20 protein-coding genes and 3 rRNA genes are annotated in these 26,006 nt (G+C 55.0%); 12 read left to right on the forward strand and 11 right to left on the reverse strand.

The features are described from left to right. Positions 1–159: 159 nt before the first annotated feature. The 4 genes from ACQE2I_RS00180 to ruvX all read left to right on the forward strand — a co-directional run bounded on the left by ACQE2I_RS00180 (position 160) and on the right by ruvX (position 2,972). Positions 160–852, forward strand: a complete 693-nt coding sequence (locus tag ACQE2I_RS00180; RefSeq protein WP_427029506.1) for a CvfB family protein — start codon at positions 160–162, stop codon at positions 850–852. 77 nt (positions 853–929) lie between these two features. Continuing rightward, positions 930–1,886, forward strand: coding sequence for a glutathione synthase (gene gshB / locus ACQE2I_RS00185; protein WP_427029507.1), 957 nt, complete (start codon positions 930–932; stop codon positions 1,884–1,886). Between the two features lie 73 nt (positions 1,887–1,959). Next, positions 1,960–2,517, forward strand: a complete 558-nt coding sequence (locus ACQE2I_RS00190; RefSeq protein WP_427029508.1) for a YqgE/AlgH family protein — start codon at positions 1,960–1,962, stop codon at positions 2,515–2,517. Then, complete coding sequence (ruvX, locus tag ACQE2I_RS00195; RefSeq protein ID WP_427029509.1) at positions 2,517–2,972, forward strand: Holliday junction resolvase RuvX; 456 nt, start codon at positions 2,517–2,519, stop codon at positions 2,970–2,972. Before ACQE2I_RS00190 ends, ruvX begins: the two co-directional genes overlap by 1 nt. Positions 2,973–3,020: 48 nt before the next feature. On the opposite strand, the gene pyrB is transcribed toward ruvX, so the two are convergent. Further along, positions 3,021–4,046: an aspartate carbamoyltransferase gene (gene pyrB / locus ACQE2I_RS00200; protein ID WP_427029510.1), complete on the reverse strand. Its 1,026-nt coding sequence runs from the start codon at positions 4,044–4,046 to the stop codon at positions 3,021–3,023. A 578-nt stretch (positions 4,047–4,624) separates the two neighbouring features. Here pyrB and ACQE2I_RS00205 point away from each other — a divergent pair. The 4 genes from ACQE2I_RS00205 (at position 4,625) to ACQE2I_RS00220 (ending at position 11,157) form a co-directional block, all read left to right on the forward strand. Further along, positions 4,625–6,157 (forward strand): 16S ribosomal RNA (locus ACQE2I_RS00205). A 311-nt stretch (positions 6,158–6,468) separates the two neighbouring features. Then, a 23S ribosomal RNA gene (locus tag ACQE2I_RS00210) occupies positions 6,469–9,358 on the forward strand. A 169-nt stretch (positions 9,359–9,527) separates the two neighbouring features. Then, positions 9,528–9,643: ribosomal RNA gene (rrf, locus tag ACQE2I_RS00215) — 5S ribosomal RNA — on the forward strand. Together the 16S, 23S and 5S rRNA genes form the textbook arrangement of a ribosomal RNA operon. A gap of 182 nt (positions 9,644–9,825) precedes the next feature. Continuing rightward, positions 9,826–11,157 carry a deoxyguanosinetriphosphate triphosphohydrolase gene (locus ACQE2I_RS00220; protein WP_427029511.1) on the forward strand — a complete coding sequence of 444 codons (1,332 nt, stop codon included), beginning with the start codon at positions 9,826–9,828 and terminating at the stop codon, positions 11,155–11,157. A gap of 11 nt (positions 11,158–11,168) precedes the next feature. Here ACQE2I_RS00220 and ACQE2I_RS00225 read toward each other — a convergent pair whose 3' ends face one another. The 3 genes from ACQE2I_RS00225 to ACQE2I_RS00235 are packed head-to-tail and all read right to left on the reverse strand — an operon-like array spanning position 11,169 to position 13,213. Then, positions 11,169–12,077: a nuclease-related domain-containing protein gene (locus ACQE2I_RS00225; RefSeq protein WP_427029512.1), complete on the reverse strand. Its 909-nt coding sequence runs from the start codon at positions 12,075–12,077 to the stop codon at positions 11,169–11,171. Between the two features lie 60 nt (positions 12,078–12,137). Then, the gene (locus tag ACQE2I_RS00230) at positions 12,138–12,512 is read right to left on the reverse strand and encodes a translation initiation factor Sui1 (RefSeq protein ID WP_427029513.1); all 375 of its coding nucleotides are present in this window, start codon (positions 12,510–12,512) and stop codon (positions 12,138–12,140) included. Positions 12,513–12,514: 2 nt separating this feature from the next. Next, positions 12,515–13,213 carry an HAD family hydrolase gene (locus tag ACQE2I_RS00235; protein ID WP_427029514.1) on the reverse strand — a complete coding sequence of 233 codons (699 nt, stop codon included), beginning with the start codon at positions 13,211–13,213 and terminating at the stop codon, positions 12,515–12,517. Between the two features lie 316 nt (positions 13,214–13,529). On the opposite strand from ACQE2I_RS00235, the gene ACQE2I_RS00240 reads away from it, so the two are divergent. Beyond that, the gene (locus tag ACQE2I_RS00240) at positions 13,530–13,964 is read left to right on the forward strand and encodes a hypothetical protein (RefSeq protein WP_427029515.1); all 435 of its coding nucleotides are present in this window, start codon (positions 13,530–13,532) and stop codon (positions 13,962–13,964) included. 185 nt (positions 13,965–14,149) lie between these two features. On the opposite strand, the gene fba is transcribed toward ACQE2I_RS00240, so the two are convergent. From fba to tkt, 6 genes are all read right to left on the reverse strand, one after another. Beyond that, positions 14,150–15,214 (reverse strand): class II fructose-bisphosphate aldolase, encoded by a 1,065-nt coding sequence (gene fba, locus ACQE2I_RS00245; RefSeq protein WP_427029516.1) that lies wholly within the window; start codon positions 15,212–15,214, stop codon positions 14,150–14,152. An 80-nt stretch (positions 15,215–15,294) separates the two neighbouring features. After that, positions 15,295–16,464, reverse strand: coding sequence for a phosphoglycerate kinase (locus ACQE2I_RS00250; protein WP_427029517.1), 1,170 nt, complete (start codon positions 16,462–16,464; stop codon positions 15,295–15,297). 47 nt (positions 16,465–16,511) lie between these two features. Further along, complete coding sequence (locus ACQE2I_RS00255; RefSeq protein ID WP_427029518.1) at positions 16,512–17,549, reverse strand: type I glyceraldehyde-3-phosphate dehydrogenase; 1,038 nt, start codon at positions 17,547–17,549, stop codon at positions 16,512–16,514. A gap of 104 nt (positions 17,550–17,653) precedes the next feature. Continuing rightward, a complete protein-coding gene (locus tag ACQE2I_RS00260) occupies positions 17,654–18,382 on the reverse strand; it encodes an LrgB family protein (RefSeq protein WP_427029519.1) in 729 nt (242 codons plus the stop codon). Next, positions 18,372–18,725, reverse strand: coding sequence for a CidA/LrgA family protein (locus tag ACQE2I_RS00265; RefSeq protein ID WP_427029520.1), 354 nt, complete (start codon positions 18,723–18,725; stop codon positions 18,372–18,374). The genes ACQE2I_RS00260 and ACQE2I_RS00265 overlap by 11 nt, the downstream gene beginning before the upstream one ends. 3 nt (positions 18,726–18,728) lie before the next feature. Continuing rightward, entirely contained in the window at positions 18,729–20,744 is a 2,016-nt protein-coding gene (gene tkt, locus ACQE2I_RS00270; RefSeq protein ID WP_427029521.1) for a transketolase, read from the reverse strand. 255 nt (positions 20,745–20,999) lie between these two features. Between tkt and metK the strand changes: the two genes are divergently transcribed. Continuing rightward, positions 21,000–22,220 (forward strand): methionine adenosyltransferase, encoded by a 1,221-nt coding sequence (metK, locus tag ACQE2I_RS00275; RefSeq protein WP_427029523.1) that lies wholly within the window; start codon positions 21,000–21,002, stop codon positions 22,218–22,220. A 136-nt stretch (positions 22,221–22,356) separates the two neighbouring features. After that, on the forward strand, positions 22,357–24,033 hold the full coding sequence (ligB, locus tag ACQE2I_RS00280) for an NAD-dependent DNA ligase LigB (protein ID WP_427029524.1): 1,677 nt from the start codon (positions 22,357–22,359) through the stop codon (positions 24,031–24,033). Here the strand turns inward: ligB and ACQE2I_RS00285 are convergent. Beyond that, complete coding sequence (locus tag ACQE2I_RS00285; RefSeq protein ID WP_427029526.1) at positions 24,030–24,965, reverse strand: AEC family transporter; 936 nt, start codon at positions 24,963–24,965, stop codon at positions 24,030–24,032. The genes ligB and ACQE2I_RS00285 overlap by 4 nt on opposite strands. A 147-nt stretch (positions 24,966–25,112) precedes the next feature. Here ACQE2I_RS00285 and metF point away from each other — a divergent pair, with 147 nt between their 5' ends. Further along, positions 25,113–25,955 (forward strand): methylenetetrahydrofolate reductase [NAD(P)H], encoded by an 843-nt coding sequence (gene metF / locus ACQE2I_RS00290; RefSeq protein WP_427029527.1) that lies wholly within the window; start codon positions 25,113–25,115, stop codon positions 25,953–25,955. Positions 25,956–26,006 lie beyond the last annotated feature (51 nt).

Genomic DNA, 26,006 nt, shown 5'->3' on the forward strand with positions numbered 1-26,006 from the left:
TGACTCTTACCAGATTTCCGCCTGATTCCGCAGCTCTTTTACACCCTTGTACTTTTATATCTCTGCACTTTTGTACCTCTGAATTTTTATACTTCCGCACGTTGCCTTACTCTCTGAACACACCATAATGTTTATCTATTTTCTTGAAGGACGTTACCCATGGTGCGTGAGTCTCACTCATCCCCGCGATCCGCTAGCGATGCGTCTGCCCAGTTGGGTGAAGTGGCGTACCTAACGGTCACAGCCGTCAATAATATCGGCGCGTTTTTGCAATGGGGTCAGCCGAAAGACGTATTACTGCCTTTCAGCGAGCAGCATTTTCGCCCTGATGCTGGCAAACGCGTATTGGTCATGCTGTATAGCGACGACCAGGGGCGACCGGTTGCCTCAATGAAGCTGGATCGCTTTCTGGCTGATGACGCTTGGGCGTTGGAAAAAGGTGATGAAGTAGCCGTGGTAGTGGCGGAGCGTACCGATTTAGGCATGAAAGTAGTGGTCAATCACCGCTACTGGGGACTTATTTATCAGGATGACGTCACCCAGCCGCTGCGCCGAGGCCAATCCGTTAAGGGCTATGTGAAGCAGCGCCGCGAAGATGGCCGCCTCAATATCTCACTGCTACCGCCAGGTGCCGCTCGTTTAGATGTGGTGGGCGATAAGATCATGCAGGCGCTGCGGGAAAGCGGTGGTTATCTACCCCTGGGTGATAAAAGCCCCGCTCACCAAGTTAAAGCGCGCTTAGGGGTAAGTAAAAGTGCTTATAAACAAGCCATTGGGCGGCTTTATAAGCAGCAGTTGATCACCCTTGAGGCTGACGCCATTCGCATCGTGCCCGGCGCACTGAGTGAGTAGTTAGCGGGGGCAGTTGGAGCCGGGCGAGCAGTACGGCATACTGAGCACCAATTGTTCATGTTTGGATAGTGCCCCCGATGAGCCAATCAAATCTGCACCTCGGCGTTGTGATGGACCCCATCAGCGACATCGCTTACAAGAAAGACACCTCCATGGCTATGTTATGGGCTGCCCAGGAGCGTGGTTACACCCTGCACTATATGGAGCAGGAAGATCTTTTCTTGAACGCAGGGCAAGCCTACGCACGTATGCGACCGTTAACGGTACACCGTGATCCAAATCACTGGTACGACCTAGGCGAACCCTCGGCGCGCCCGTTAGTAGAGCTGGATGTGGTGTTGATGCGCAAAGACCCGCCGGTCGATGCAGAGTTTATCAACGCTGTGCACCTGCTGGGCTTTGCTGAGCGGGAGGGCGTGCTGATCGTCAACCCAACGGCGGCGCTTTTACAGTGTAATGAAAAGCTGTTTGCCCAGCAGTTCCCCCAATGCTGTGCGCCTACGGTCGTCGCCAGTCGTGATGATGTGCTGCGCGCCTTTCATGCCGAACACGGCGATGTGATCTTCAAGCCGCTGGATGGTATGGGCGGCACCGGTATTTTTCATATTGGCCCAGAGGGTCGCAATATCGGCGCGGTAATTGAGCAGCTTTCGCTGCGTGGCCAGCGGCAAATCATGGCCCAGCGTTATTTGCCCGAGATCAAGGATGGCGATACGCGCATTCTACTGGTGGAAGGCGAGCCGGTGCCCTTTGGGCTAGCGCGAATCCCCTCGGCCGGCGAAACCCGTGGCAACTTAGCCGCCGGTGGAATGGGGGTTAGCCGCGAGCTTACCGAGCGCGATCACTGGCTTATTAAGCAGGTACAGCCGATGATTCGTGAAAAGGGTCTAATGTTCGTGGGTCTCGATGTGATCGGGGATTATATTACTGAAATCAATGTCACCAGCCCCACCTGCGTGCGTGAAATTGATGATCAGCGCGGCACCAATATCGCCGGTTTACTGCTGGATGCCATCGAGCGCCGCTTAGCCTAAGAGCAGCCCTGCGCCTTATAATTACATTCATTACGCTACGCCTGTTGGGTTGCCAGCAGGCGGTGGGAGACGCATGCAAAGTTTGAAACATCACTTTTTGATGGCCATGCCACATTTAGACGACCCTAATTTTGCCGGTAGTCTTATTTACTTGTGCGATCACGATGACAATGGCTGCATGGGGGTAATTACCAACCACCCGTTGGAGATAACCCTCGAAGCGCTATTTGATCAGTTGGAACTGGGTGGCGAAGCCAGCCCGCATCGCAATGCGCCGGTCTATTATGGCGGGCCGATGCACAAAGACCGTGGCTTCATTCTGCACGTGGGCGATAGCCAGCAGTGGGATTCTAGTATCCAGGTGGAGGATGGCATTGCGCTGACTACTTCGCTGGATATCTTGCAAGCCTTTGCCGCTGGCGAGGGGCCAGGGCAGTTTTTGGTCTGCTTGGGCTGTGCGGGATGGGAAGTGGGCCAGCTGGAAGAAGAGCTGAAAGAGAACAGCTGGCTAACCGTAGAAGCCGAGGGCAGCGTGCTTTTCAATACCCCGCCGGTAGAACGGTTAACCGCGGCGGCAGGACTACTAGGTATCGACCTTAACCTAATGACCCGAGATGCGGGGCACGCCTAATGGCTGAGGCAGGGCAGCGCTTAATCCTGGCCTTTGATTACGGCACCCGGCGTATCGGTGTGGCAGTAGGCAACGAGCTGCTGCACAGCGCCCGAGAGCTCACTCCTTTGACGGCGCGGGACGGAATTCCCGATTGGAAAGTCGTCTCTCAGCTGCTTACCGAGTGGCAGCCGGACCTGTTAGTGGTGGGTCTGCCGCTGAATATGGACGGTAGCGAGTCCGCTATGAGTATTCGTGCTCGCAAGTTCGGAAATCGTCTGCATGGCCGCTACGGCAAGCCTTGTGAAATGGTCGACGAGCGCGGTACTACCCGAGAAGCCAAACTGATCGCTCGTGAGGCGGGGCACAAAGGTAATTATCGTCAAGATAGTGTCGATGGTATTGCGGCGATTCTTATTCTTGAAGGCTGGTTTGCCCACCAGGAAGGCCTACCTGGCGGGCGTCTGTCTCTTTAGCCCTTATCCTGCATCTCTGCCCCTATCTTTAAACCTTCTCTTCTAGCCTTAACGATCCAAGGTGCCGGTTTGACTGGGTACGTACCAGCGCACAGGGCGTAGATCTTGCTCGACCAATTTGTCGACGTTAAGCAACGTTGCGAAAATCGCCATGCGCATTGGAATGCCGTTATCGGTTTGGCGGAAGATCGCCAAACGCGGGTCGCCATTAAGATCCACATTTAAATCATTGGCGCCAGGGCGGCTATCCCTAGGCAGCGGGTGCATTACAATCGTGCTCTGGCTGCAGCGGTGATCGAGAAAATCGCGATTAACCATAAAGTCATCAGAAAGCCCCTGAAAGCTTTCATTCATCTCGACGGTAAAGCGTTCTTTCTGAATGCGTGTGGTGTACACCACGTCTAAATCTGCAAAATCACTCGCCAACGAGTCGCGCTGTTCGATTCGATGCCCGCGAGACGCCACTAAATCAATTAGCTTGGAAGGCATCTCAAGGCCAGGCGGTGACACCAGGGTAATGCGCATTGGGTCATAGAGCGATAAGAGCTTAATCAGGGAGTGCACGGTACGGCCATACTTCAAATCGCCAGTAAGTAGAATGTGGGCGCCACTAAGCGATTTAGCTAAGCGCTGAAACTCTTTATCAATCGTATAAAGGTCAAGCAGTGCTTGGCTCGGGTGCTCCCCAGGGCCATCGCCGCCGTTAATCACGGGTACATTGGTCGCTGCGGCAAATTCAGCCACCGAGCCTTGGTCAGGGTGGCGCATGACAATCGCGTCGCAGTAACCGCTCATTACACGGCTGGTGTCATATAGCGACTCCCCCTTTGCCATAGAGGAGAAGGTAAAGCCGGTGGTATCGCACACGCTGCCGCCTAGACGGCAGAAGGCAGCGTTAAAGCTGACTCGCGTTCGGGTGCTGGCTTCAAAAAACAGATTACCCAGTACTGCTCCTTCTAACACCCGCGTTACCTGGCGCCGCTGAGCAATTGGCTCCATGCGCGCAGCGACACGCAGTAAGTGGTCTACGCTTTCACGGTTTAAGGTGTCGACGGTTAGCAGGTGATGGCTCATGGCTGACCTCAGCAAGGTGGTAGGTAAAGGTGGCAGATAAAGCTAGTGTAACCGCCAATCAGGCTGGGGCCGAAGGGGTTTAATCCACTAAGGGAGACTAATCTGTAATTTTTCTACAAAACCCCTTGCCAATCCGTCAGCGAAACCGTAAAGTACGCATCCGCTGCCGGGGACGCCAAGCGTTACCAGCGGTGAATGAAGTGTAAAAGCTTCGGTTTGTCAGGAAGTTAGCGCAGGTTCTATCGCTCGCTTCCGTCGCTAAAGCAGCGGTTGACAACCACCAGGAACTGCGTAGAATACGCCTTCCTCGCTGAGGCAAGCCAAGTCAACGGCAGCCCGGTTACTTTCACAGTAACCAGACAGCGAAACAGCTCTTTAACAATTTGATCAGGTAATTCATGTGGGCGCTTGCTGATGTTGGTGACAAATCACCAAATATCAAGGCAAGCGACTCAAGCAATAAGGTTTTAAAGGATTCGTCCTTTGGGATCTGTTTTGAATGAATTCGTTTGACCCTTGAGCCAAGTTTGGTTCGCTTCTGTCCCTTTCGAGTGGCAGGTAAGAACCGCATAGATCTTAAACTGAAGAGTTTGATCATGGCTCAGATTGAACGCTGGCGGCAGGCCTAACACATGCAAGTCGAGCGGTAACAGGGGGTGCTTGCACCCCGCTGACGAGCGGCGGACGGGTGAGTAATGCATAGGAATCTGCCCGATAGTGGGGGATAACCTGGGGAAACTCAGACTAATACCGCATACGTCCTACGGGAGAAAGGGGGCTTCGGCTCCCGCTATTGGATGAGCCTATGTCGGATTAGCTAGTTGGTGAGGTAATGGCTCACCAAGGCAGCGATCCGTAGCTGGTCTGAGAGGATGATCAGCCACATCGGGACTGAGACACGGCCCGAACTCCTACGGGAGGCAGCAGTGGGGAATATTGGACAATGGGGGCAACCCTGATCCAGCCATGCCGCGTGTGTGAAGAAGGCCCTCGGGTTGTAAAGCACTTTCAGCGAGGAAGAACGCCTAGTGGTTAATACCCATTAGGAAAGACATCACTCGCAGAAGAAGCACCGGCTAACTCCGTGCCAGCAGCCGCGGTAATACGGAGGGTGCAAGCGTTAATCGGAATTACTGGGCGTAAAGCGCGCGTAGGTGGCTTGATAAGCCGGTTGTGAAAGCCCCGGGCTCAACCTGGGAACGGCATCCGGAACTGTCAGGCTAGAGTGCAGGAGAGGAAGGTAGAATTCCCGGTGTAGCGGTGAAATGCGTAGAGATCGGGAGGAATACCAGTGGCGAAGGCGGCCTTCTGGACTGACACTGACACTGAGGTGCGAAAGCGTGGGTAGCAAACAGGATTAGATACCCTGGTAGTCCACGCCGTAAACGATGTCGACCAGCCGTTGGGTGCCTAGCGCACTTTGTGGCGAAGTTAACGCGATAAGTCGACCGCCTGGGGAGTACGGCCGCAAGGTTAAAACTCAAATGAATTGACGGGGGCCCGCACAAGCGGTGGAGCATGTGGTTTAATTCGATGCAACGCGAAGAACCTTACCTACCCTTGACATCGACAGAAGCCGAGAGAGATCTTGGTGTGCCTTCGGGAACTGTCAGACAGGTGCTGCATGGCTGTCGTCAGCTCGTGTTGTGAAATGTTGGGTTAAGTCCCGTAACGAGCGCAACCCTTGTCCTTATTTGCCAGCGCGTAATGGCGGGAACTCTAAGGAGACTGCCGGTGACAAACCGGAGGAAGGTGGGGACGACGTCAAGTCATCATGGCCCTTACGGGTAGGGCTACACACGTGCTACAATGGCCGGTACAAAGGGCAGCGAGCTCGCGAGAGTCAGCGAATCCCTTAAAGCCGGTCTCAGTCCGGATCGGAGTCTGCAACTCGACTCCGTGAAGTCGGAATCGCTAGTAATCGTGAATCAGAATGTCACGGTGAATACGTTCCCGGGCCTTGTACACACCGCCCGTCACACCATGGGAGTGGACTGCACCAGAAGTGGTTAGCCTAACGCAAGAGGGCGATCACCACGGTGTGGTTCATGACTGGGGTGAAGTCGTAACAAGGTAGCCGTAGGGGAACCTGCGGCTGGATCACCTCCTTAAACGATGCGTCACACGTTAGTAAGCGTCCACAATGAATTACCTGATCAGAATGCTGTTAATACGCAGTGATAAGTGGCTCTGTTTTTTTCACGTTAAAAAGAAAAAATAGCGTTTAAGGTCTTAAAGGTCTTTTTCTTTTTTTAATATGAAAGAACGCTTATCACTGCTTATAGCAGTCGCTCTTTAACAATGTATATCATGCTGACAAGAACACTTCGCAAGAAGTGCTTCTTAAATTGTGATACGCGTCAGCGTATCCGGCACAATGAAACGTGATCATTGCGAGATACCAGACTCCTTCGGGTTATAGGGTCAAGCAATGAAGCGCACACGGTGGATGCCTAGGCAGCCAGAGGCGATGAAAGACGTGGTAGCCTGCGATAAGGCTCGGTGAGGTGGCAACAACCTGTGACCCGGGCATTTCTGAATGGGGAAACCCACTCATCATAAGATGAGTATCGTGCCCTGAATACATAGGGGTACGAGGCGAACCAGGGGAACTGAAACATCTAAGTACCCTGAGGAAAAGAAATCAACCGAGATTCCCCTAGTAGCGGCGAGCGAACGGGGACCAGCCCTTAAGCATGTGACTGATTAGGCGAATGCGTTGGGAAGCGCGGCCGTAGCGGGTGATAGCCCCGTAGTCGAAAATCTGACCATGTGAAATCGAGTAGGTCGGGGCACGAGAAACCTTGACTGAAGACGGGGGGACCATCCTCCAAGGCTAAATACTCCTGGCTGACCGATAGTGAACCAGTACCGTGAGGGAAAGGCGAAAAGAACCCCGGAGAGGGGAGTGAAATAGATCCTGAAACCGTGTGCGTACAAGCAGTCGGAGCGGACTTGTTCCGTGACGGCGTACCTTTTGTATAATGGGTCAGCGACTTATATTCAGTGGCGAGGTTAACCGTATAGGGGAGCCGTAGGGAAACCGAGTCTTAACTGGGCGACACAGTCGCTGGATATAGACCCGAAACCGAGCGATCTATCCATGAGCAGGGTGAAGGTTGAGTAACATCAACTGGAGGCCCGAACCAGGATCTGTTGAAAAAGATTTGGATGACTTGTGGATCGGAGTGAAAGGCTAATCAAGCTCGGAGATAGCTGGTTCTCCTCGAAAGCTATTTAGGTAGCGCCTCATGCAGTACCGCCGGGGGTAGAGCACTGTTTCGGCTAGGGGGTCATCCCGACTTACCAACCCGAGGCAAACTCCGAATACCGGTGAGTAACGCGTGGGAGACACACGGCGGGTGCTAACGTCCGTCGTGAAAAGGGAAACAACCCAGACCGTCAGCTAAGGTCCCGAAATCCTGGTTAAGTGGGAAACGATGTGGGAAGGCTCAGACAGCTAGGAGGTTGGCTTAGAAGCAGCCATCCTTTAAAGAAAGCGTAATAGCTCACTAGTCGAGTCGGCCTGCGCGGAAGATGTAACGGGGCTAAACCAGGTACCGAAGCTACGGGTGCATCCTTCGGGATGCGCGGTAGAGGAGCGTCGTGTAAGCCGATGAAGGTGAATTGAGAAGTTCGCTGGAGGTATCACGAGTGCGAATGCTGACATGAGTAACGATAAAGGGCGTGAAAAACGCCCTCGCCGGAAGACCAAGGGTTTCTGTTCGACGCTAATCGGAGCAGAGTGAGTCGGCCCCTAAGGCGAGGCCGAAAGGCGTAGTCGATGGGAAACGGGTCAATATTCCCGTACCGGACATGGTTGCGATGGGGGGACGAAGAAGGCTAGGTGAGCCAGGCGTTGGTAGTCCTGGTGAAAGCATGTAGGCCGAGTGTTTAGGTAAATCCGGACGCTTAAAGCCGAGATGTGAGACGAACTGACCACGGTCAGGAAGTCACTGATGCCACGCTTCCAGGAAAAGCCTCTAAGCTTCAGATCATGTGCGACCGTACCCCAAACCGACACAGGTGGTCAGGGTGAGAATCCCAAGGCGCTTGAGAGAACTCGGGTGAAGGAACTAGGCAAAATGGTGCCGTAACTTCGGGAGAAGGCACGCCGGCGTAGGGTGAAGAGACTTGCTCTCCTAGCCCGAACCGGTCGAAGATACCAGGTGGCTGCAACTGTTTATTAAAAACACAGCACTCTGCTAACGCGCAAGCGGACGTATAGGGTGTGACGCCTGCCCGGTGCCGGAAGGTTAAATGATGGTGTTAGCCGCAAGGCGAAGCTCTTGATTGAAGCCCCGGTAAACGGCGGCCGTAACTATAACGGTCCTAAGGTAGCGAAATTCCTTGTCGGGTAAGTTCCGACCTGCACGAATGGCGTAATGATGGCCACGCTGTCTCCACCCGAGACTCAGTGAAATTGAAATCGCCGTGAAGATGCGGTGTACCCGCGGCTAGACGGAAAGACCCCGTGAACCTTTACTATAGCTTCACACTGGACGCTGATGTTGCCTGTGTAGGATAGCTGGGAGGCTTTGAACTCCGGACGCCAGTTCGGGCGGAGCCAACCTTGAAATACCAGCCTGGCATCATTGGCGTTCTCACTCAGGTCCGTTATCCGGATCGAGGACAGTGTGTGGTGGGTAGTTTGACTGGGGCGGTCTCCTCCTAAAGAGTAACGGAGGAGCACGAAGGTACCCTCAGCACGGTCGGACATCGTGCAATGAGTGCAAGAGCATAAGGGTGCTTGACTGCGAGACAGACACGTCGAGCAGGTGCGAAAGCAGGTTCTAGTGATCCGGTGGTTCTGTATGGAAGGGCCATCGCTCAACGGATAAAAGGTACTCCGGGGATAACAGGCTGATACCGCCCAAGAGTTCACATCGACGGCGGTGTTTGGCACCTCGATGTCGGCTCATCACATCCTGGGGCTGAAGTCGGTCCCAAGGGTATGGCTGTTCGCCATTTAAAGTGGTACGCGAGCTGGGTTTAGAACGTCGTGAGACAGTTCGGTCCCTATCTGCCGTGGGCGTTGGATGTTTGAGAAGGGCTGCTCCTAGTACGAGAGGACCGGAGTGGACGACCCTCTGGTGTTCCGGTTGTCACGCCAGTGGCATTGCCGGGTAGCTATGGTCGGACGGGATAACCGCTGAAAGCATCTAAGCGGGAAGCCCCCTTCAAGATGAGACATCCCCGAGGCCTAGAGCCTCCTGAAGGGCCCAGCGAGACCAGCTGGTTGATAGGCACGGTGTGGAAGCGCTGCAAGGCGTTGAGCTAACGTGTACTAATGGCCCGTGAGGCTTGACCCTATAACACCCAAGGGGTCTGCTCAAAATGATGACGTGACATGAAACAACCGGATACGCAGCGTGTGGCCTGACGCATTAAGCGCACAGGCGGCAGGTAATGAGACGCACACAATTGAGCAAGCAACGATAGACAGCCCGCTCGTCAGCATGATGTACATTAACCGTTACGCCTGACGACCATAGCACGCGTGAACCACCTGATCCCTTGCCGAACTCAGCAGTGAAACCGCTTAGCGCCGATGGTAGTGTGGGGTCTCCCCATGCGAGAGTAGGTCATCGTCAGGCACCTATACCCAAAATCCCCCAGGGCTTGCGCTCTGGGGGATTTTTTTATGCGTGGGGGTTATAAAAGGGTGAATAGTAAGTGGTGAATAGTGAATAGAAACCTCACACTGACTCACCACTCCCACTAACGTGCGGTTTTCTGGCGTTTTATGTCAGAATGCACTCCTCAAGGAGGAATGCCCATGACTCAGATGCGCTGGGAACAACTACTTTCCCCACGTCGTCTTCACGACCAACGCTCAGCTAGTAACCGGGAAATTGGTCGTAGCCCATTTCATAAAGATCATGATCGGATAGTTTTCTCAGGCTCATTTAGGCGCCTAGGACGCAAGACGCAGGTACATCCGCTGACAGAAAATGATCATATTCATACCCGTTTGACTCACTCTCTGGAAGTTGGCTGTGTAGGGCGCTCCTTAGGCATGATAGTCGGCGAGCTACTGCGTGACCGCCTGCCTGACTGGATAACCCCCGCTGACCTTGGGGTTATTGTGCAAACGGCCTGCCTTGGCCACGATATTGGCAATCCTCCTTTTGGTCATGCCGGTGAGTATGCCATTCGCGACTGGTTTCAGCGTGCGCAAAGCAGTGGATTGTTAGAAGGCCTTTCAGACGCAGAGCGTGAAGATCTGTTGACCTATGAAGGCAATGCCCAGGGTTTTAGGGTAATTACCCAAATTGAATATAACCAATTTAATGGCGGTATGCGGTTGTCAGCGGCCACACTGGGGGCGCTACTTAAATATCCCTGGACGGTTCGTTATGGCGGGCGAGCGGGCAAATTTGGCGCATATCAGTCAGAGCAGGCGCTTCTCAAAGAGGTAGCTGAAGCAGTAGGTTTATTGCCGCAAGGCGAGCAGCGCTGGTGTCGCCACCCATTGGCTTGGCTGGTCGAAGCCGCTGATGATATCTGTTATGCCTTGCTAGACCTGGAAGACGGTTTAGAAATGGGAATTCTGCGCTATGAGGAAGTAGTCGAAATACTGCGCCAGATTGCCGGGGATTTTCCGCCGGAATATGCGGAAATGGAGCGTAACAATGTTTCTCAACGGCGCCGCATTGCGTTGTTGCGGGGTGCTGCCATGGAGCGGGCGGTTAATGACGTCGGCGCGGTATTTGTGCAGCATGAGCAAGCGCTGTTGAGCGGTACGCTCAGTGAAGACCTGTTAGAGCTATGCCACCCAGACTTGGGGTGGGGCGTGCAGGCTGCAAAACAGCTAGCCCGTGAGCGTATCTTTCAAAATGAGCGGAAGGCAAAATTAGAGATTGGCGCCTATACAACGCTGGGCATTCTTCTCGAAGCCTTTATCGGCGCTGCACATGAACTTCATCACAGCGGGCAATCATCGTTTAAGCATCAGCGCGTATTAGCTCTTATCGGCGAAAATACGCCACTCCCTTCTTGGCCCCTTTACGATAGCTACCGACGAATGTTGGACTTTATCGGGGGAATGACGGATCACTATGCGGTGGATTTAGCCCAAGAGATGGGTGGTCGCTTACGCGGCGATTAAGCGGAGAGTACTTATACCGAGGGTCGGCGTAAGTGCTTCAATTCCATCAACCTGGCGCGCTCAAGCAGAATATTGATGATCTTGTCATGGATCGCGTCATTGAGCGGGCCAGGTGCTAGCTCCGTTATCTGTTTAGCTAATGTATCTCCGCTAACCACAAGAATATCGGGTGCTGCCTCGCTGCTATCGATTTTCCAGCCAGGCAGTACCAGCACTCCTCGCACCGGAACCGGTACGCCACAACGCCGCTCTAACCATTGAGTAAGCCAGTTAACCCCTTGGCGTGTTTTATGCAGCGGTCGGCGCTCTTGCCAATGTGGAAAACGCAAACGCTCGCGCTCCACTGCTACCGTATTTAGCTCGTTGCCATCGGCACCAATAGCGAGTGTTCTTGCCCGAGTCTCAACCACGAAAACCCCATGAGGCGTTACGACGACGTGATCAATGGTGAAACTATCGGTGGGGACATCATGAAAAACGTAATAGGGATGCGCCTCAGGACGGACTAAGCGCTCGAGCTCCTGACCCACGGCAAGCTCACAGGCTAAGCCCAATTTTAGCCGTCGGATACGCTGATAGTCGCGTACTAGTAGTAGTGAAAACGTCAGCACAAGTAACGTGCTAAGTAAACCATACAGCGCCCATTCAACCCAATCCTGCTTATTAACAAACAGCATGCGGCCCATGCCGTAAACCAGCGGGGCTAGACTTACAATAGGCCCCAAGGCCCCATTGATAAATAGACTCGAAAAGGCTTGGTCAAGACGATGCCGCAGCGCCTGTCCCGGTTCACGCAGAGGGGCTTTGAACGGTGAGTGAACACGAGCGTCGTGTAAATTACGCAGCGCTATGACAATACTGGCCATTGCCGCCATGGGGAATAAAAAAATCAGAGGTAGCAAGTATTCCAGCCAAGCCATTGCAGTGCCTTGCTCTATAAGCGACTTACTTGCGGTAAGTCATAGTGGTGTGGGGGCCTTTTAACCCCCAGCGAGTTTAACCTGATAGCCGAGCGCGCTTAGTTCCTGGCGTAGCACGTCGCGATGGTCGCCTTGAATTTCAATAATGCCGTCCTTAACTGCTCCGCCCGTTCCACAGCGTTTTTTAAGTGTTTTTGCCAAGGTTTTAAGATCATCGCTCGGCAGAGGAATACCACTCACCGTGGTAACGCCCTTCCCCTTACGACCACTCGTTTCACGTCGAATGCGTACTACTCCGTCAAGCGCGGCCAGGCGCTGCTGCTCGCTGACATCGTCACACTGACAAGCATCGAATGCTTCGCGACAGGTAGGGCAGGTTTTACCATATTCGGTGGAGTAAACTAGCCCACCCAGTTGATCACGCATAGAGGCCATTATTATCCTCCCATTGAGTGTTGGGGCGCGGGGGGTTGCCAATATTCACGCGTGAGTCGCTCAACAACGGCAGGTAGCTGATACATATTGCTGATCATAATAGCGTTTTCAGGCGTCGATTCGGCATCAGGAAAGCGATTTAAATGGATCACCGTCATCCCCGCTTGGAGTGCCGCGCGAACGCCTACTAAGGCATCGTCCACGGCTATGCAGTCACGCGCTGCATAGCCCATGATACTCGCCGCGTGCAAATGTAAACAGGGCTCTGGCTTCCAGCAATTAGCGGTATAGCCGCTGAAAAAGCGTTTGCCAAAATAGTCGCTAAGCCCTGTAGCATTCAGGGCCGTACGAATTTTACGTTCGGGCCCGTTAGAAACCACGGCACTGGGGTAGCTTGCCAATATATCCAATGCTTCATAAGCGCCGGGTATGGTAGTCAACTCCTGAGCAAGTCGGGTGGCTAGATTGGCTCGCATTGAGCTTTCCATGCGATCAAGTTTGTCAGGGTCAACATCACCGTGACGCTGTTGAAGTTCCGCAACAATGCGTCGAAAGCGCGCTCCACGAAATTCGCCAAGGTAATCAGTAGAAGCGAAAGGCAGACCTACTGAATTGAGTCCTGCGGCCATCTCTTCGGCCAACAGCGGTTCGCTATCGACGAGTGTGCCATCACAGTCAAACAGCAAAAGTGGGAGCGACATTGCGGTTCCTTGCAGCGGCTCAAGCGCTGCCAGTGTTAGTTAAACCCATCCATACGCCTATTGAACGGGATTTTGCGCTATTTGTGAACACTGTTTTGTTATTTTTTACTTGCCTGGATACCACTCTTGAACCAGCTTTTACGACTATGCTGATTTTGATGCCTCACGCTGTGTATCAATAGGTGGCTAAAGCTGCCTTGGTAATCACAGTCAAAGCTAAGCGACTGACTGTTGAAATGAATGTTTTAAGACGCCTGCACGGAAAAGGTAATATGAATACACTATTTTGTCATAACCAAATAATGGAGTACGCCCAATGCGATTAGCCCCCTGGTTCCTACCACTTGCACTTAGCGCTGCTTTACTCACAACAACCAGCTATGTTTTCGCTGATAATCATGAGCCGCTCGATGATGAAGCACTGGAAGAGGAGTACGGTATTAAAGCGGGGTCTGTAAAACGCGATGAAGAGACCTCTAGCGACTCTGCTCAATCTAACGATCAGACTCGTAGCCGCGAAGAAGAGGAGGAAGAAAATAGTGAAAATGACAACAGTGGAGAAGAAAGCAGCGGAGCAGAAGAAACCCGCGAAGGCGGGGATGATGTAGCGCTAGAGCCCGGCGAGAGCGAAGAGCGAAGCCCAGAGGCGGGCACCGGTGGCACCGGTAGCCCAGACGACGCTATCCACAGCAGTGAAGAAGAAAATAGCGACGACGAAGAAAACGATGATGGCACTGACGATAGCGAATAATGCCAGTGCTGAACCGCTATTTGGCAGGGCGGCGTGAATTAGCACTGCTGCGCCGATGATAGGCTTGCATTGTACGCTGGCTAGTAATCCACCAAGGAGCGAACTGCCCATTCAGAGAGTTAAACAGTGCTTTCTGCATTTCGAGGCCAGCTTCCATGCTGGCTTCGAGCTTCTCAGTGACGCACTTATTTGACCTTAGGCGCCAATTCGCCGCGCTCATAGCGCAGGAACATCTCTTCCAGGTTGATGGGCTTAATTTTGCTAGCGTTACCCGCCGTGCCAAAAGCTTCGTAGCGAGCGATACATAGGTCGCGCATCGCGGTAACGGTCTCTTTAAAGAACTTGCGCGGGTCGAATTCAGACGGGTTTTCAGCCAGGAAGCGACGCACTGCACCGGTAGACGCCAAGCGCAGGTCGGTGTCGATATTGACCTTGCGCACGCCGTGCTTGATACCCTCTACGATTTCTTCGACGGGAACGCCGTATGTTTCGGGGATTTTGCCGCCGTACTGGTTAATCACTTCCAGCCACTCTTGCGGTACGGATGAAGAGCCGTGCATGACAAGGTGAGTGTCCGGAATCCGTGCGTGGATCTCTTTAATACGCTGAATAGACAGCGTGTCACCGGTAGGCGGCTGGGTGAATTTGTAAGCGCCATGGCTGGTGCCGATGGCAATCGCCAGCGCGTCTACGTGGGTCGCTTGAACAAATTCAGCGGCTTCTTCGGGATCCGTTAGCAGCTGTTCCATATCCAGCTTGCCTTCAGCGCCGATACCGTCTTCTTCACCGGCCATGCCGGTTTCCAAACTACCCAGGCAACCCAGTTCGCCTTCAACAGAAACGCCACAGGCGTGAGCCATTTCCACTGCGCGACGGGTTACATTGACGTTGTAGTCGTAGTCGGTCGGCGTTTTGCCGTCTTCGCCCAACGAACCATCCATCATTACCGATGAGAAGCCGAGCTGGATAGAACGCTGGCAGACCGCCGGGCTGGTGCCGTGATCCTGGTGCATGACCACAGGGATATGCGGAAACTCTTCGACGGCCGCCAAAATCAGATGGCGCAGGAAAGGTGCACCCGCATACTTGCGCGCGCCAGCAGAGGCTTGCACGATGACGGGCGAGTCGGTGGCATCAGCGGCTTCCATAATGGCGCGCATTTGCTCAAGGTTATTGACGTTAAATGCCGGAATGCCGTAACCGTATTCGGCGGCGTGGTCGAGCATTTGGCGCATGCTGATCAGAGCCATAAAATTATCTTACCTGTTTGCGTTGTAAATTGAGTTATCTGAATGAGCACCATAAGCGCCCAGGTTCAAGTGGCTTTATGTTAACCGCGATTGGCGGCGGCTTCGAGTGCCGCAACGGCAGGCAACTGCTTGCCCTCAACATATTCAAGGAAAGCACCGCCCCCGGTTGAGATATATGAGACGCGATCCGCAATGGCGTACTTATCAATGGCCGCTAAGGTATCACCGCCACCGGCAATAGAGAAACCTGCGCTATCGGCGATGGCCTGGGCGATTACCTGGGTGCCTTTACCAAACTGGTCGATTTCAAAGACCCCAACCGGTCCATTCCATAAAATAGTGCCAGCCTCTTTGAGCATGCTGGCGAGATGAGCGGCGGTATCTGGGCCGATATCCAAAATCATCTCGTTGTCGGTGACTTGATCTACCGGTTTGACCACGGCCTCTGCCGATTCAGAAAACTCGCTAGCTACCACAACGTCAGTGGGAAGCGGAATCGAGACTTTTTCCATCAGCGCTTTCGCTTGACCAATCAAATCAGCTTCGTGGAGTGATTTACCGACATTGTAGCCCGCTGCAGCGATAAAGGTGTTGGCGATGCCGCCGCCGACAATAAGTTGATCACACTTATCGGCCAGCGCAGTGAGCACATCCAGTTTAGTAGACACTTTTGAGCCACCGACGATCGCCGCCATGGGGCGTGCCGGATTTGCCAGGGCTTTTTGTAAGGCATCAAGCTCTTGCGCCAGTAACGGGCCTGCGCAAGCGCTGGGCGCAAAGCGTGCCACACCGTGGGTAGAAGCCTGGGCGCGGTGGGCCGTGCCAAACGCATCCATGACAAAAATATCGCACAGCGCGGCATACTGCTTCGCCAACAGCTCATCGTCTTTTTTCTCGCCGCTGTTGAAGCGCACGTTTTCCAGCAGCACCACGTCGCCGTTAGCGATCTCTAATGACTCACCGAGATACTCCTTGATCAGCGGTACAGGGCGGCCTAACAGCTCACCCAAGTGCTCAGCGACCGGCGCCAGCGAGAATTCCTCGGCGGGTTCGCCTTCAGTGGGGCGTCCCAAGTGGCTCATTAGCATTACTTTTGCGCCCGCCTTCATCGCCGCCTGGATAGTGGGCAACGCTGCCCGCAGGCGGGCGTCGCTAGAAACGCGGCCATGCTTGATAGGCACATTTAAATCTTCACGGATCAGCACGCGTTGTCCTTCCAGGGGAAGGTCAGTCATCTTGTTCACGTTCATGTGAGCGGTATCCTCGTGGTTATGCCGTTGTGCTAAATGGAAACAGGTTATGTATCTGCGGAAATAGTAGCCAGCTGCTGGCTGATATCGAGCATCCGGTTAGCAAACCCCCACTCGTTATCGAACCAGCACAACAGCTTGATAAGGCGCGTGCCAGCCACCCGGGTTTGCGTGGCATCTAAAATGCCTGAGCGTGGGTCATGATTAAAATCAACCGACGCCATGGGGGCTTCAGTATAGCCAAGTACGCCTTTTAGCCGCTGCTGACTGGCGGTTAGCAGCAGAGCATTGACATCATCGCGGTGAGTATCGCGACTCACCGTGAGCGCTACGTCCATCGCAGAGACATTAATAGTCGGAACGCGGACGTGCAGGCACTCAAAGCGGCCCGCTAGATGGGGCATCAAGCGGCTAATGCCGAGCGCCAAGCCGGTGTCCACCGGCACAATAGAGTGCATCGCCGAACGGGTCAGGCGCAGGTCTGTTTGATGGTAGGCATCAATCACCGGCTGGTCGTTCATCGCCGAGTGAATCGTCGTCGTGACGCCGTGCTCAAGCCCCAGGGCTTCATCCAGAACGGTGAGTAGCGGTACAAGGCAGTTGGTCGTGCACGAAGCGGCAGACAGAATGCGCTGAGATAGCGCCAGCTCGTTCTCGTTGATGCCCCAAACGATGGTGGCATCAACGTCATTTTCCGCAGGCTGGGAAAACAGCAGGCGTTTAGCGCCAGCCTCAAGGTGCTGCTCGGCGGTGGCGCGATCTTTAAAGCTTCCAGAGCACTCCAACACCAAATCCACATCAAGCGCCTTCCAGGGTAGCTGGCGCGGATCTTGTTCGCACAGCACCTGAATGCGTTGGCCGTTAACGATCAGATGCTGACCGTCGTTGTCGACATCGCCTGGAAAGCGCCCATGGGTGGTGTCATAGCGGGTGAGGTAAGTAATGGTTGCGAGGTCAGAGAGCTCGTTAATGGCGACCACTTCAAGTTCGGGGTGTCGCCGCTCGATGAGCGCTCGCAGTACGCATTGGCCAATGCGTCCGTAACCATTAATGGCGATGCGATAGCTGGAAGCTGAATTAGCCATGCAGAAGGGTGGCTCTTAAATAAGTGAATCAATGAACAAAATGAAGTCGATAACGCTGAGATGATAACGTATTTCAATCCGTGATTCTTATCGACTGCCTGCCTCTATCCGCTACTCACGCCTATCAATCGCCAGGCAAGCGGCAGCAGTACCGCGGTGAAGATACCCGTGAGGCTCATACCCAGTGAGGCGAAAGCGCCGGCCGCAGGGCTGATCTCAAACGCTCTTACCGTACCAATGGCATGACCGTTAAGCCCCAGGGCGAAACCGATCAAGCGGTCATCCTCAATATGCAGCCAACGTGCTGCCAGGCTAACACAGGGAATCGTTATCACACCGGTTACCAGCAGCGCGCCTAACAGCAGTGCGGTGGTGCCGCCCAGCTGCTCGGTAATGCCGATAGCGATAGGCGCGGTCACCGATTTGGCGGCAATGGAGGCGAGTATGTTGCCCGAGCTGCCCAGTAGCCAAGCAATGGCCAGCGAGTAGCAAGCCGCCAGCGTCGCAGCGATGGGTAAACAAATCGCCAGTGGCCGCCATAGCTCGACAATACGCGGCAGCTGTTGATAAAGCGGCATGCCTAGCGCCACCGTGGCGGGCCCCAAGAGCACCGTTAGCCATGAGGCACTCTGCTGGTAGGTGGCGTAAGGCAGCCCTATCAGCGCTAACGCACCCGCCAGTAGTAGTGCCGCGATCAAAATGGCGGGTAGCCACGCAGGGCGCTTTAAACGTTGGAATAGACCACTACCCAGCAAATAAGCCGCGAGCGTTAAGCCCACCGCAAACAGCGGGGTAGTGGTTAATAGTTCGAATAGCGGTGTATTAGCGTGCATGCGGCTGCCCGATGAGACGTTTGAGCAGCCAAAGCGTCGTCGTCACGCTGAGTAACGTGCCCACCACTAAGGCAATAAGAATGGCGCTCCATTGGCCAGCCAGCTCGCCGATGATGAAAAATACCCCGACAACGCCGGGCATAATCAACATGGCCAGTAGTGCAATAAGCGGCTGGGCGGCAGCGGCAATACTGGTGGGGACACGGCCACGCACGGCGAGCGTCGCACAGAGCAGCAGCATGCCGATCACGCCTGACGAGATCGGCAGCCCGGTGAAGTGGATCACCACCTCACCGATCAGCCAGTAGCTAACCAGCCATAGAAAACCACTGAGTGCGGGCATGGCCTAGCCGAGTAGTTCGTTGGCTTGCTTGACCACATTCTCGACGGTAAAGCCGAAGTGCTTGAACAGGTCGCCTGCCGGGGCTGATTCGCCGTAGGTGGTCATGCCGATCACGCGGCCTTCCAGGCCCACGTACTTGTACCAGTAGTCGGCGTGAGCGGCTTCAATGGCGATACGCTTGGTGACCGCTTTGGGCAGAACGCTTTCGCGATACTCCGCGTCTTGGCCGTTAAAGCGATAGGCCGAGGGCATCGAGACAACGCGCACCGCTTTGCCTTGTTGCTCAAGCTCGGCGGCGGCGTCCATGGCAAGCGCCACTTCAGAGCCGGTGGCAATCAGAATCAGCTCGGGCTTTTTGGGCGTGCCTTCGCTGTCTTTAAGACCCGGGTCTTTAAGAACATAGGCGCCGTTTTGAATCGCCGCCAACTGCGCTTTGGTGCGCTGCTGATGCGGCAGGTTCTGACGTGACAGTACCAGCGCCGTGGGACCAGAGTGACGTTTGATCGCCGCATCCCAAGAAGCCGCTGTTTCGACCGCATCACAAGGGCGCCAGGTATTGAGATTCGGTGTGGTGCGCAGACTGGTGAGCTGCTCAATCGGCTGGTGAGTCGGGCCATCTTCGCCCAGACCGATAGAATCATGGGTAAACACGTAGATCACCTGCTGACCCATCAATGACGCCATGCGAATCGAGTTACGCATGTACTCCATAAAGATCAGGAAGGTCGCGCCGTAAGGCACTAAGCCACCGTGTAAGGCGATGCCGTTCATGACCGCGCCCATGCCAAACTCACGCACACCGTAGTGCAGGTAGTTGCCGCTGGCATCTTCCGGCGTGATCGCTTTAGCGCCTTTCCAGAAGGTCAGGTTAGACGGCGCCAGATCAGCGCTGCCGCCCAGTAGCTCCGGCATTTGCGGGCCAATGGCGTTCAACACTTCAAACGAGGCTTTGCGTGAGGCAATGGTCTCGCCACGCGCTTGGGCCTGCTCAATCAAGGCTTCGGTCGGCAGTTCTGCTGGCAGCTGGCGCTTCATGCGGCGGGTGAACTCCCGCGCCTCGGTGGGGAAGGCCTCGGCGTATCGGGCAAAGCGCGCGTCCCACGCCTGCTGAGCCGCTTTGCCAGTTTCACGGGCATCCCATGCAGAATAGATAGGCTCAGGAATATGGAACGGCGCGTGGGGCCAGTCAAGCTGGGTACGTGCCAGCGCCACTTCGTCATCGCCTAAGGGCGCACCGTGGGCGTCCTCTTTGCCCTGCTTGTTGGGCGCACCAAAGCCAATAATGGTTTTGCAGATAATCAGGCTCGGCTTATCGTTGTGGCTCTTGGCCAGCTCGATAGCGGCTTTAACCTCTTCGGGTTTGTGGCCATCCACATTGGGCACCACGTGCCAGCCGTAAGCTTCAAAACGCTTGGCGGTATCGTCGGTAAACCAGCCTTCGACTTCGCCATCGATAGAGATGCCGTTGTCATCGTAAAGGGCGATCAGCTTACCCAACTGCTGGGTACCCGCTAGCGAGGCAGCTTCGTGGGAGATGCCTTCCATCAAGCAGCCGTCACCCAAGAAGCACCAAGTGTGGTGGTCGACAATGGCGTGGCCGGGACGGTTAAACTGCGCTGCCAAGGTCTTTTCAGCAATCGCAAAGCCCACCGCGTTGGCAAAGCCCTGACCCAGCGGGCCGGTAGTGGTCTCAATACCCGGCGCGTAGCCAAATTCCGGGTGGCCGGCGGTGGGCGAATGCAACTGGCGGAAATTCTGCAGCTGTTCCAGGCTTAGCTCGTAACCGCTGAGGTGCAGCAGCGAGTAAAGCAGCATGGAGCCGTGGCCATTAGAGAGCACAAAGCGGTCACGATCGGCCCACTTGGGGTCTTCGGGATTGTGCTTGAGGTAGTCATTCCATAGCACCTCGGCGATATCAGCCATCCCCATGGGGGCGCCAGGATGGCCAGACTTGGCCTTCTGAACGGCATCCATGGAAAGGGCGCGAATGGCATTGGCTAGCTCAAAACGGGATGGCATGGGGGTGCTCCTCGCCTGGAAACAGAAATTATAAAGGCGCTATTGTCGCTGACTTCCCATGTTGCGGCAAATGTGACGACAAATTCTAATAACCACGTTCTGGGAAGCATCGCCGTCAGCGTGTAGACTCTGCCTCCCGAAGTGGTGGAGAACATGGTGCTACCGCTTCTCTAATATGGGCAGGGGACACCTGCCATGATTTCCTGCTGATGCTGTGGGCTACCTGCAGCCGTCATACAGAGGGTCGAGTGCGCGATGAGCGAATATTCCCTGTTTACCTCCGAGTCCGTCTCAGAGGGTCATCCCGATAAGATTGCCGATCAGATTTCTGACGCGGTGCTAGATGCCATTATCGCCCGCGATAAACAGGCGCGTGTTGCCTGTGAAACCATGGTGAAAACCGGGGTGGCGATCATTGCGGGCGAAATTACCACCTCAGCCTGGGTCGATTTAGAAACCCTCGTGCGTGATGTGATTATCAGCATTGGCTATAACTCGTCCGACGTGGGCTTTGATGGCGCGACTTGCGGCGTGGTTAACCTGATCGGTAAGCAGAGTGTCGAGATTGCCCAGGGCGTTGACCGTAGCAAACCGGAAGATCAGGGCGCTGGCGACCAGGGCCTGATGTTTGGCTATGCGACCAACGAAACCGATTCGTTTATGCCGGCACCGATCCACTACTCGCACCGTTTAGTCGAGCGTCAGGCTGAACTGCGTAAAAATGGTCTACTGCCATGGCTGCGCCCGGATGCCAAGAGTCAGGTTACTTTCCGCTATAACGCCGAAGGCCAGCCCTGTGGTGTCGACGCCATCGTTCTGTCTACCCAGCATGATCCTGACATTGACCAAGAAGACCTGCGCAAAATGATCAAGCGCGAGGTCATCGAGCAGGTGATCCCCGCTGAATGGCTGGATGAGAGCACCCAGTACCACATTAACCCGACCGGAAAATTCGTGATTGGCGGGCCGGTAGGTGATTGTGGCCTGACTGGGCGTAAGATCATTGTCGATACCTACGGTGGCATGGCGCGTCACGGTGGTGGTGCGTTCTCAGGCAAAGACCCGTCTAAAGTTGACCGCAGCGCCGCTTATGCAGGCCGCTATGTGGCCAAAAATGTGGTTGCCTCGGGCCTGGCTGACAAGTGTGAGATTCAGGTCTCCTACGCGATTGGTGTTGCCGAGCCGACCTCGGTCTCCATCGACACTTTCGGCACCGGTAAAATTGACGATGCCAAGATCGTTGCGCTGGTTCGCGAGCACTTTGACCTGCGCCCCTACGCGATCACTAAGATGCTTGATCTGCTGCACCCGATGTACCAGCTCACCGCCGCTTACGGCCACTTTGGCCGGGCGCCGTTCGAGCATAGCTACACTTGGGGCGACGATAAAGGCCAATCGCATACCGAAACCTTTACCGCCTTCCCGTGGGAAAAGGTGGATAAAGCCGACGCGCTGCGCCAGGCTGCCGGTTTGTAAGAGATTCGCCATCTCGTTTGTAAGCAATGTATGAAATCGCCCCTTTAGCTCCGGCTGGGGGCTTTTTTTGTGACCTATTTCAACACCCGGCGCTAGGCTGAGCTTGTTGGCTAATTATTTTTTGTGGAGACGCGAGATGACACGAGGAGTCGTTGCGTGGGTATTCGCTGGCCTTATCGGGCTTGTCACTTTTTCCACACAGGCTGCCGAATGCCCCGATTGGTCGGAAGAGCGCTTAAGCCGCGAAAGCCAGGCGCTGGCCGAGCAGGTACAACGCTGGGACACGGCTTACCACGACGAAGGTGTTGCGCTAATTGACGATGCCCTCTACGACCAAGCCGTGGGGCGCCTAGCCAACTGGCAGCGCTGTTTAGGCGCAGAGCCGGATCATCGCCCGCTGACGCGGGTGACCAGCAGTAGTGGCACGCTGCCGCACCCAGCGGCCCAGCGCGGTCTCAATAAAGCCGATGACGATGGTGTCAGGCGCTTTACCAGCCGCCGCGAAGACCTGTGGATCCAACCCAAAGTCGACGGCGTGGCGATTACGCTGCGTTATGCCGATGGCGAACTGATCGAAGCCATTAGCCGTGGCGATGGCCAGCGGGGACAGGACTGGACGGCCCGTGCCCGGCAGCTGCCTGGCGTGTCCAATACGCTACCCGAACCGGTTTCTGCGCTACTCCAAGGCGAGTTGTATTGGTGGTTGGAAGAGCACGTTCAGTCGCGTTCGCCCGCATCAGGTGCCCGGGGCGCCGTGGCAGGCGCCATGGCGCAATCTTCACCAGAAGCGGCCACCCTGGAGCGTATTGGGCTGTTTGTTTGGGGCTGGCCCGACGGCCCGACCGGGATGGAAAACCGCTTAGCTCAACTGAGCGCGCTGGGCTTTGATACCGCTGATTACACTTACTCGTTGGATGATCGCCGCGACGCCGCCTACTGGCGAGATAGCTGGTTCAACGGCCCGCTGCCATTTGCTACCGACGGCGTGGTGATTAAACAAGCCGAACGCCCCGGCGTGCGCCGCTGGTCATCGTCGCCGCCCGAGTGGGCCATTGCCTGGAAATACCCCGCTCAGCAGGCGCTGGCGGAAGTGCGCGGCATAGAGTTTCGTGTTGGGCGTACTGGGCGCGTGACGCCATTAGTGTGGCTCAATCCAGTACTGTTAGAAGGGCGGCGCATTAGCCGTGTTTCGTTAGGCTCGCTGGAACGCTGGGAATTGCTGGATGTTCGCCCCGGTGACCAGGTGGCGATTTCGCTAGCGGGGCTAACGATCCCCCAGCTAAGCGAAGTGGTATGGCATACCCAGGAGCGCTCGCCGCTAACTCCGCCGTCACCTCAGCGCTACCACTTATTGAGCTGTTTTGAGCTAACCCCAGGCTGCGAAAGCCAACTACTGGCACGGCTTACTTACCTCGGCGAACAGTTGGGTATGCAAGGCGTGGGCGAGGGCACCTGGCGGGCACTGATTGAGGCAGGTGTGGTGACCCAGTTACTGGACTGGTTAGAGGTGGAGCCACATCAGTTGCAGCAGGCCTACGGCATCGGTGAGGTAACCGCCGCCACGCTCAGAGAACAGTTTCAAACAGCACGTTCTGCATCCTATGATGCTTGGTTAAATGCCCTTGGCATGCCTCCCGGTGGTAACGCCCGCTTAGGTGATTGGTATACCCTGGCGAGCTATCAGCGTGAAGACTGGCAAGCAGTTCCAGGCGTTGGCCCGGTTCGCGCTGAGGCGCTGGTGGCATTTTTTAGTCACCCCGAGATACAGCAAATAGCCCGAAAGCTTAATGAAGCGGGTGTTGCTGGTTTTTAGCCCAGGCCAGTGAGGCGTAGCATCAAGCTGAGATATAGCGGAATCAGCAGCGGCGCGAGCAGTGTGGTCACCAATACGGCCAGCGCGCCTTTTTGTGGCTGGATACCCAGCTCCATCGCCACCACCACTACGTTAGCAGCCATGGGCACCACGCCCATCAATAGCAGCGCTAAGGCCAGCTCCGTGGAAAGTGGCGCCACCCACGGCAGGATTAAAACAGCCGCTAGCATGACCAATGGCCACATCAGGTAGCGCAGCCCTAAGCAGGCGGCCACAAAGCGCGTATCCCAGGCGGAAAGTGTCACTTGGCTAAGCGTCATACCAATAATCATCATGCCCAGCAGCGTGTAGGTGGCGGGGAACACTTGCAGCGAACTCATGACTGCTGCGGGTATGGTGACCTCTAGGGCGCTAAGCAGTAATGCTAATAAGAAGGCGTAGATAAGCGGTAAGCGCGAAATTTTGATCAGGCTCTCACGTACTGAAAAACGTCCGCGTGCGCTGAGATAAAAGCCCACGGTAAATTCGTAAATAGTAATCCCCAGCATACAGAACAGGTAAAGGGTGACCCCTTCGGGGGGCAGCAAAATCAACGCAATCGGTAAACCAAAATAGCCGGTATTGCCTGTTCCCGAGGAGAACGCCAGCAGGGCGGCTTCTTGTTCGCCAAAACGGTGGCGCGTGAAGCGTTGCACGATCAGGGCCATTAAACTCGCCACAATGAATAGCGCTAATGTCAGTAGTAGGTAGTCAGGCGTTGGGCCGCCGTTCATCAGCGCACGAAAAATAGTAAACGGGGCAATCAGGTATACCAGCAGCGTGGCAATTGGGCGCGGATCTAGCTTAAGTCGTTGGGCGGCGAGCCAACCCAGCCCCACGTAGCTCAATAACATCAATAGCGGCCCAATCAGTGCCCCAGGTGCAAGATCCATTTATCCTCCTGTCGTATAGATGATGGCTAGCTGCTTAACATGAGCCGAATTAAAGGCCGAGCGTGGAATCTTTCATTAGCCCCAGCGCACTGGAACAGCGAGAATACCCCAAAATATCATCACTATTGACCATAAAAAGGAAATCCCATGAGCAGCCATGAGCATCCGCTAGGTATCAGCTTTGAGTTCTTCCCGCCCAATACCGATGCTGGGCGCGACAAGCTGATCCGCGTTCGCGATGAACTGGCCGCCCGGAAACCACGTTTTTTCTCGGTGACTTACGGTGCTGGCGGGTCTACCCAGGCGCGTACTCGTCAGGTGGTGCGAGAGGTTAGCGAGAGCGGTATTACGACTGCCCCGCACCTTTCCTGCATCGGCAGTGAAAAAGCCCAATTGCGTGACCTGCTGGCGCAGTACCGCGAGGAGGGCGTAGATAGCTTGGTCGCGCTACGTGGTGACATGCCCTCAGGTATGGGAAGTATTGGTGAGCTACGTTATGCCAACGAACTGGTTGAGTTTATCCGTGAAGAAACCGGCGACCACTTTGATATTGCCGTAGCGGCTTACCCGGAATCGCATCCACAGGCGGCCAACCTTGATAAGGATGTGGAAAACTTTGTGCGTAAAATGAAGGCGGGGGCCAATATGGCGATTACCCAGTACTTCTTTACCGCCGACGCCTATTTTAACTTCGTCGATAAAGCCCGCGCGCTAGGCGTCGAACAGCCGATTATTCCTGGCATCATGCCGATTACCAACTACACCAAGCTGGCGCGTTTTTCTGACGCCTGTGGCGCCGAGATCCCGCGCTGGATTCGTAAGCAGTTGGAGTCCTATGGCGACGACAGCGAAGCGATTGCCGCTTTTGGTACCGATGTGGTCAGCCGGCTGTGCCAGCGATTGCTGGAGGGCGGCGCGCCAGGCCTGCACTTCTACACGCTTAATCAAGCGGCGCCGGTGCTGAAGATCGTTGATAATCTGACCGATTAACTGAGTCAGTTTATTTAGCTACCTCGCACTCACTAAAAACCCCGCTCAACG

The sequence above is a fragment of the Halomonas sp. H2 genome, from assembly GCF_050215315.1.
Taxonomy (GTDB): domain Bacteria; phylum Pseudomonadota; class Gammaproteobacteria; order Pseudomonadales; family Halomonadaceae; genus Vreelandella.